Source organism: Lutibacter sp., from assembly GCF_041555395.1.
Classification (GTDB): Bacteria; Bacteroidota; Bacteroidia; order Flavobacteriales; family Flavobacteriaceae; genus Lutibacter.
This window is the reverse complement of the sequence record NZ_JBFFKM010000078.1, coordinates 1-7,790: the sequence shown is the minus strand read 5'-3', so window position 1 is coordinate 7,790 and position 7,790 is coordinate 1. Positions and strand designations below refer to the sequence as shown.

6 protein-coding genes are annotated in these 7,790 nt (G+C 31.9%); 4 read left to right on the top strand and 2 right to left on the bottom strand.

Going from position 1 to position 7,790, the window contains the following annotated elements:
- Nucleotides 1-382 precede the first annotated feature (382 nt).
- From ABY285_RS11695 to ABY285_RS11680, 4 genes are all read left to right on the top strand, one after another.
- Complete coding sequence (locus ABY285_RS11695) at nt 383-874, top strand: hypothetical protein (RefSeq protein WP_372770261.1); 492 nt, start codon at nt 383-385, stop codon at nt 872-874.
- Between the two features lie 72 nt (nt 875-946).
- Complete coding sequence (locus tag ABY285_RS11690; RefSeq protein WP_372770259.1) at nt 947-2,497, top strand: phospholipase D family protein; 1,551 nt, start codon at nt 947-949, stop codon at nt 2,495-2,497.
- 87 nt (nt 2,498-2,584) lie between these two features.
- On the top strand, nt 2,585-3,553 hold the full coding sequence (locus ABY285_RS11685) for a hypothetical protein (protein ID WP_372770257.1): 969 nt from the start codon (nt 2,585-2,587) through the stop codon (nt 3,551-3,553).
- A 633-nt stretch (nt 3,554-4,186) separates the two neighbouring features.
- Nucleotides 4,187-6,403 carry a S9 family peptidase gene (locus ABY285_RS11680; RefSeq protein WP_372770255.1) on the top strand — a complete coding sequence of 739 codons (2,217 nt, stop codon included), beginning with the start codon at nt 4,187-4,189 and terminating at the stop codon, nt 6,401-6,403.
- Between the two features lie 743 nt (nt 6,404-7,146).
- Here the strand turns inward: ABY285_RS11680 and ABY285_RS11675 are convergent.
- Nucleotides 7,147-7,506: a hypothetical protein gene (locus ABY285_RS11675; protein WP_372770253.1), complete on the bottom strand. Its 360-nt coding sequence runs from the start codon at nt 7,504-7,506 to the stop codon at nt 7,147-7,149.
- Entirely contained in the window at nt 7,488-7,721 is a 234-nt protein-coding gene (locus ABY285_RS11670) for a hypothetical protein (protein WP_372770251.1), read from the bottom strand. The genes ABY285_RS11675 and ABY285_RS11670 overlap by 19 nt, the downstream gene beginning before the upstream one ends.
- Between the last annotated feature and the right edge of the window lie 69 nt (nt 7,722-7,790).

The window sequence follows — 7,790 nt, the reverse complement described above, 5'->3', positions numbered from 1 at the left end:
CTATTAATCGTAAAAATACGGAAGCATGGTTGCAACTTCGAGTAATAGGGGGAGCAAAATGAAGTCTTAACATTAATTTGTTAAGGCTTTTTTGTTTTTAAAACATTACTAAGGGTTTCAAGACGTTTAGTTTTGGAACCTTTTTTATGCGCAAGATTTGAGCAAGGTTTCGCTTTAATCTGGTTATTTATCAAAGCATATTTTCTGTTTATGTGGCAAAGTATTCATTTTATATGAATTAGCACACCATTGGTAAATTTAATTATTTTACCTTTTAATTAAATTTATATTAGCCGCTTGTTTAATTAAAAAGTTACTAGTATAGTCCATTCATCTTTCTTTTGAGTTGATTCTAAAAAGCCTTTTTCAAACCAAAAATAAGATGAAACAAAATCTAACTAAAATCGCGTTCACTTTCTATCTGGTATTCGTAGTTTGTAATTCTATGAATTCCCAAACAACTTCTTCAGATAATAATTTAAAATTATTGAAGAAAAATATTTTTCATGTATCCTTAGCGCCAGATGTGGCTTATAATGCGGTACATGTTTTTTATGATCGAATTATTTATGAAAAAAATAATATTGCCGCATTTGCACGGGTAGGTTATGGTGGCTGGCATACTTTATTGGTTAATAGCGGAACAACTGTAGTTGGACAAGGAGGCATTCTTATTGGCTCTCAAAACGGGAGATTTGAAGCTGCTGTTGGTGCAGGGTTTATGAAACAAACTCAAAATTCGTCTGCACATGACAAGACGGTTCCAGCTATCAACATAGGCTATAGATCACAAAAACGTGACAAGCATTTTGTATTCAGAACAGGAATTGGATATCCGGAAGGTATTTATGCTGGATTTGGTTATGCGCTTTAGTAAAAAAAGTTGGGGCGTTTTTGCCAATTAATTTGAATCTATTTATTAAGGCTGTTGGCAAAAAACACACAAATGAAAAACCGTATCAAATCAATTCTGAAATTTAAAACCCATTATGCAATTGCTTTAATTGTATTGGCCGCCTGTAATACTAAGAATCAGACGATACCCGAAACGGATTTTTGTGCTAATATTCACAGGAATGACACGATATCACTTTCCAAAGAACTTGAAGATGTTACTGAGCTCATGAAAACCCATACAGGTGTTTATGTTCTTGAAGACGGAAGTGGCTCTATGGTGGCAAGAGCTTGGCTAAGTGAATATGCCGAAAAGACGATTGATATTCAATACTTTATTTTTTCAATGGACAATGTAGGGCTTATCGCTTGTGACTATTTGATAAGAGCTGCTGATAGAGGCGTAAAAATAAGAATTTTGGTTGATGATATTATGGTTGATGCCGATATTCAAGACATCTTAACCTTTAATTCTCATGAAAACATAAGCGTTAAAATATACAACCCAGGCGTCAATTTAGGCAAAAATATTTTTGGCAAAATCAAGAAATTCTCAACAGATTTTAGGTCTGCCAATCAACGGATGCACAACAAAACCTTTACTGTAGATGGTAAAGTTGTCATCACAGGCGGAAGGAATATTGCTGATGAGTATTTTGATTATGATCATGAATATAATTTTCGAGACAGGGATATTCTGTTATTAGGAAAGGCATCAAAACAAGTAAACAGCTCTTTTAATGAATTCTGGAATAGCGCTTTAAGCATAGATATAACAGCTATTATAAAAGAAGATTCCAATAAAGTTTATTTGGAAAACAGATTTGATAAACTTCATGAATATGCTTGTAATCCAGATAATTTTTGGCCGCAAGTAAAAGAAAGAATAGAAAACTTACCCGCTACATTTAAAGCAATAAAGAACTCTGGTGATTTAGTTTGGCTGGATGATGTTGAATTTGTATCAGACAAACCCGGTAAAAATGACGGGGAAAATGGATTGGGAGGCGGAGGAGTCTCTACTGATGCCTTAATTTCTCTGGTTAAAAATGCGAAGTCAACTATTGAAATTCAAAGCCCCTATCTCATTACATCAGAACTTAGTCGAAATTTATTCAAAGAAGCTGTAGAACGTGGCGTAAAAATTAGGATACTCACTAATAGCCTTGCGTCAACCGACAATGTGGAAGCTTTTAGCGGCTATCAAAGTGATCGGGAAAAATTACTGCAAACAGGTGTTAGAATATTTGAATTTCGTCCTGATGCTGCAGAACGAACAATAATAATGACTGGCGAACTTCAAGAAAAATTGGAACATAAACCAATTTTCGGACTTCATGCAAAATCTATGGTTATCGATAAAAAAACAACTGTTATCGGAACATTTAACCTTGATCCCAGAAGTGCAAATTTGAACACGGAATGTATTGTTATTGTTAATTCCGATAAAATTTCCGAAGGCGTCTTAATTGGTATGGAAAAAGAATTTATGCCCGATAATTCTTGGGAAACAACTTTAGAATATAATCCAGATTCTGAAGTAAATAATTTCAAACGCTTAAAAACTTGGACAAGAAAAATTATTCCAAAAGAAATTTTATAAATTCACAAAACTTTTATTACAAAACCTAAACTTCATTTGAATGCAGTTTAACCAGGCCCCAAGAACAAATTTGAAATAATCCAGAACATGAAAAAAACATTGATAATCTGCCTGTTGATTTTAAGCAATTCAGTATTCGGGCAAATACCAGGGAGAAGTATTGAAGGCCCCATCGTTTTATTTGACACACTTGCCATTAAACAAGGGGATATCATATATTTAGGAAAAGGCAGTGACCCAGATACCGGCAATTTTATACATCTATACATACCTAAAAATAAAACGGTTAACACGCTCTATAACATATTTTCAAATAATGATGACCTTAGCCATAAGGCGATTCCTCAAAGAAATTTAGATAAAGATTTTGCAGATAAGCAATTACTGATTGAAAGTTTTAGTAAAGTTTCATCAAAAAAAAGGGGGGATAGAATTTTAGGAGTGATTAATATGAAGAAATACCAATTTGTTGAGGGTGTATTTTTTAACGATATTGCTGTTGATTTTGAGCCGGCAATAAGATCCGGAGAAATAATTAAAATTAGTTCCCCTGAATTATTAGAAGAAGAAGCACAGGTGGTTGAATTATTGTTTTCGCCATTTGAGATAACTCAAAAAGGTATTGAGCCTGTTGTTGTCGCTATCAATAATTTAAGCAGCATTGAACTTTATAATAAGACCTTAGATTGGACCAATTCATCCTATATAATTCCAAATCAAGCGACCATAACAGCAGTTCCTGATGAAAAGATTGAGATAAATGACTTTGCAAAAAATGTACCATTCGGCACGATTATGGGTATGGAGCTTTTTGCTGATCTGCCTTATTTGTTCGTAATCGATTTTACCGATGGTGAAATTCGAATGACATTTACCTTAGGGGGTAAAAATGGAGATATTACCGATGAAAATGGAGAAGTTATTGCAAATATTTCCCCATCACATATGTTTAATAAGAAAGGCGAAGTGCTCAAAATGAGTAAAATCTTAAAAGAAGAAGCTGAAAAGATAATGAATGACTTATCCCATGCTGTGGTTGATTATATATTGCAATAATCGATGACTCATATTGTATATTGTTAGCAAAAAGTGAATTAGCTCACCTCATTTAATGAAGGTTTAAAATATATTTATAGTATCAAACCACAAATTCACGAAAAGTTGGTTATCTTTTAGAATGATAAAAAGTTAACTCCTTAATTTTAGAATAATTGAGTTTTGAATTATTGAATTCCAGCTGCAGCTTCTGTCAAGAAGGGGAGCAAAACGAGTCTTAACATTAATTTGTTAAGGCTTTTTTGTTTTTAAAACATTACCAAAGGTTTCAAGACATTTAGTTTTGGAACCTTTTTTTATGCGCAAGATTTGAGCAAGGTTTTTGCTGAAATTAAACTTTTTTATTACTTTTTTTCTTTTTTCAAAGAATCTTCAATTTAAACACCTGATTTGCATCTATTATTTAATTAGCTATATTCGTAATAACAATTGTATGAATCTAATTAAACCTATTTCTATATTTAAGTTTAAATCACTTGTTTTTTTAAAAAAGTATTGAAAATAAAGATGGCACGACAACCTTTATTGGTTTTACCTGAAAATATGGATTTGAACAAAAAAGTGTAATGAATGGTTTACATTAGAAATGGAAGTAAAAAATTAATGAATAATAAAATCCTAAATTTCAAAAAAATGAAAATTTTAAATAAATTCTTAATCACCAAAATAAATACCATTAAAATTATTGTATTTATTTGTTTTTCACTTCTTAGTTTTAATATAGAAGCTCAAATAAATTGGGCGAACGATGGTGAGTCTTATTACAGTTTAGATAAAAACCAACTTGTTTCCTATACCCTGCCTAACAAAGATGCAAAAACAGTCCTTTCAAAACAGCAACTTACACCAGCTGGTAAATCAGAACCTATTGATGTGGCCTATTTTTCTTTCTCTTTAGACCAAAAAAAAGTTCTATTGTTTACAAACACCCAAAAAGTTTGGAGACTGAATACTAAAGGGGACTATTGGGTTTTTGACTTTGAATCCAATATTCTGACGAAAATTGGTAAAACCTTACCTACTTCATCCCTGATGTTTGCGAAATTTTCACCTGATGGAAATACAATAGCTTATGTTTCGGGAAATAATTTATACAGTGAAGATTGCAAGAGTGGTAAAATTCAACCTTTAACTGCCGATGGTTCGGTTTCAATAATTAACGGAACTTTTGATTGGGCCTATGAGGAAGAATTTGCTTGCAGGGATGGATTTCGTTGGAGCCCTGACAGCAAATCTATTGCATTTTGGCAAATTGACGCGAGCGAGATAAAAAAGTTCTATATGATTAACAATACAGATTCTATTTATTCAAAATTAGTTCCTTTAGAATATCCTAAAGTTGGAGAAAAACCTTCTGCTTGTCGAGTAGGTGTTGTGAAACTTTCAGATGCAAAAACAACTTGGATCAATATTCGAGGTGATGCATCTCAAAATTACTTGGTAAGAATGGAATATATTCCATCAACCAACAATCTATTAATTCAACAATTAAACAGAAAACAAAATAAGAGTAAATTATACATTGCAGATGTTTTAAAGGGAAGCGTAAAACTTATCCAAGAAGAATCGGACGAAGCCTGGGTTGATCTGTTTCAAATAGGGAATAAATACGACATTGATTACACAAATAACTTCAGTTTTTTAAAAGAAACTAATAGCATTCTTTGGGTATCTGAAAAAGATGGATGGAGGCACTTATACCAAATTTCTTTAGAAGGAAAGCCTGAAGTGATGATAACAAAGGGGGAATACGATATTATAGATCTAAAATACATCAATTCAAAAGAAGGATATGTATACTATTTAGCCTCACCAGATAATGCTACTCAGAAGTATTTATATAAAACAAAATTAAATGGCACTGGTAAAAATGAATTACTAAGCCCTGAAAGCTTAAAAGGAAGTCACAATTATTCTTTTTCTTCTAATGGTAAATACGCCTTGCATACTTTTTCAAATCATTTTACACAAAGAACCAATGAATTTATTACTGTTTCTGATCAAAAAGCTTTGAATGAAGAAGAAAGTATTGTAGGAAGCGTAAAAAAAATGGAAGAAAAAGAGACTACCGAATTCTTTAAAATAAAAACGGCGGACAATGTTGAAATGGATGGATGGATGGTAAAACCGATGAATTTTGATCCAAATAAAAAATATCCGGTTGTGTTTTATGTTTATTCAGAACCTGCAGGCGCAACGGTAAATGACACTTATAGGGTTGCCCAAAACAGATTATATAAAGGGGATATGGCTAAAGATGGATATATCTACATTTCAATGGATAATAGAGGAACACCTGCACCTAAAGGACGCGCATGGAGAAAGTCTATTTACAGAAAAATTGGTCAGGTTAATATAAAAGATCAGGCGATGGCAGCCAAAGAAATTTTGAAATGGGATTTTGTAGATGCTGAACGTGTAGCCGTTTGGGGATGGAGTGGAGGTGGTTCTGCTACCTTAAATTTAATGTTCCAATACCCAGATATATACAAAACAGGAATCGCAATAGCTGCAGTTGCAAATCAGCTTACTTACGATAACATTTATCAAGAACGTTATATGGGTTTGCCACAAGAAAATATGCAAGATTTTATAGAAGGATCTCCAATTACCTATGCAAAAAATTTAAAAGGAAATTTGCTTTATATTCATGGAACTGGGGATGACAATGTCCATTATCAAAATGCGGAATTGTTACTAAATGAATTAATAAGATACAATAAACAATTTCAGTTTATGCCATATCCAAACCGAACACACAGTATAAGGGAGGGAGAAGGTACAACTGAACATTTGTCAACTTTATATACAAATTACTTAAAACTATATTGTCCTCCAGGAGGAAGATAAATTTCTGTCAATAACAAAAGTTAATAAAGAACTGATTAAAAAACAAAGTCTTTTTACATGAGTTTAAATTTAGATAACCCCTGCTTTAAAAGCTAATTTTACTAAAAGCTGGTTGCAACTCCGAGTAATAGGGGGAGCAAAACAAAGCCATTCAAGAAATTGATTGGCTTTTTTGTTTTTAAGATTGTACTAAACACTTCATTTAATAACCTATTGTTATTGCATTGTATGCATTCATTGCATACAAACTTCCCAACTCATTAAATTGCCAACTTCCCAACTTTTTATTCAAAAAAGGTGTGCATAAAATTATATAAGGTGTGCATAACTTAATTAACTAATCTAAACTTAAAAAAATGACAAATCATAAAATTTATATAATCTTTCTACTCATAGGTAGTAGAGTTAATAAATTAGGTAAATGCTCTATTCGATGCAGAATCACCTACAATAAAAATAGAAGGGAGAAGAATATGAAGAGTCAAAGAAAATTTTAGAAGCGGATCTTTAATTATTTAAAAAACAAATAAACCTTTTGTTGTATTTCTAAGCTGCCCTTTTTTTAGCTTGTCTACAACGGTCCAGTGTATGAGGCGTTGGGCATTTCGAAGCACCTCATTTTCAAACCACTTGTATGTTTATTTAATGTACTCATGTTTCAGTTTACCACCTTTTGCCCAATGACTTATGACACATTGTTGGCAACTGGCTTTTGTAAGTTACTACAATTAGTGATTCAACTTTTAATCATTTGGTCTTTCAGGAATGTAAACAACATCAATTTCTATTTCATTTCCATATTTTACTATAATTGAACATAATACAGAAACATTTTTCCCTTTGTGAATAGCAGGTTTCATCACAGGCATTTTTCTAAGCACTCTCAAGATTTCTGCCTGAATGGTTACTTCTGAATTTCTGACTTTCATGCCAGTTAAATTTCCGTTTTCATCAATAATAAAAAAAGCTTCAATCTGCTTTGGTTCTGAAAGATTTAAATCTTTAGATAAATTCAAGTTAAACTCACGATTTACAAAAAGTTGCGGTTTTGAAACCGTAATTTCCCGATGTTTGTTATTTCGTTTTATTGTTTTTGTAGCCATATCCTAATTTCTTTTCGTAAAGAAACTTCAGGTTTTGGCAACGGAATTGTTTGTCCAAATTGTTTACTTCTCTTAAATTTTGAAAACGTAGTTTTATGTTTTTTCCAAACTTCGGGATACAATTCTAGGAACTTATTAAAAAAACTTTGTTCATTAATATTTCCTTCTATTTTAGAAAGTACTTCTTTAAATTTTTGCTCTTGTTCTATAATCATTTTGTTATTATTCAGTAATAAATAAAACTATTTGTAGTTTCTAGTTTTATTGTGTTCATTCTTTTTAAT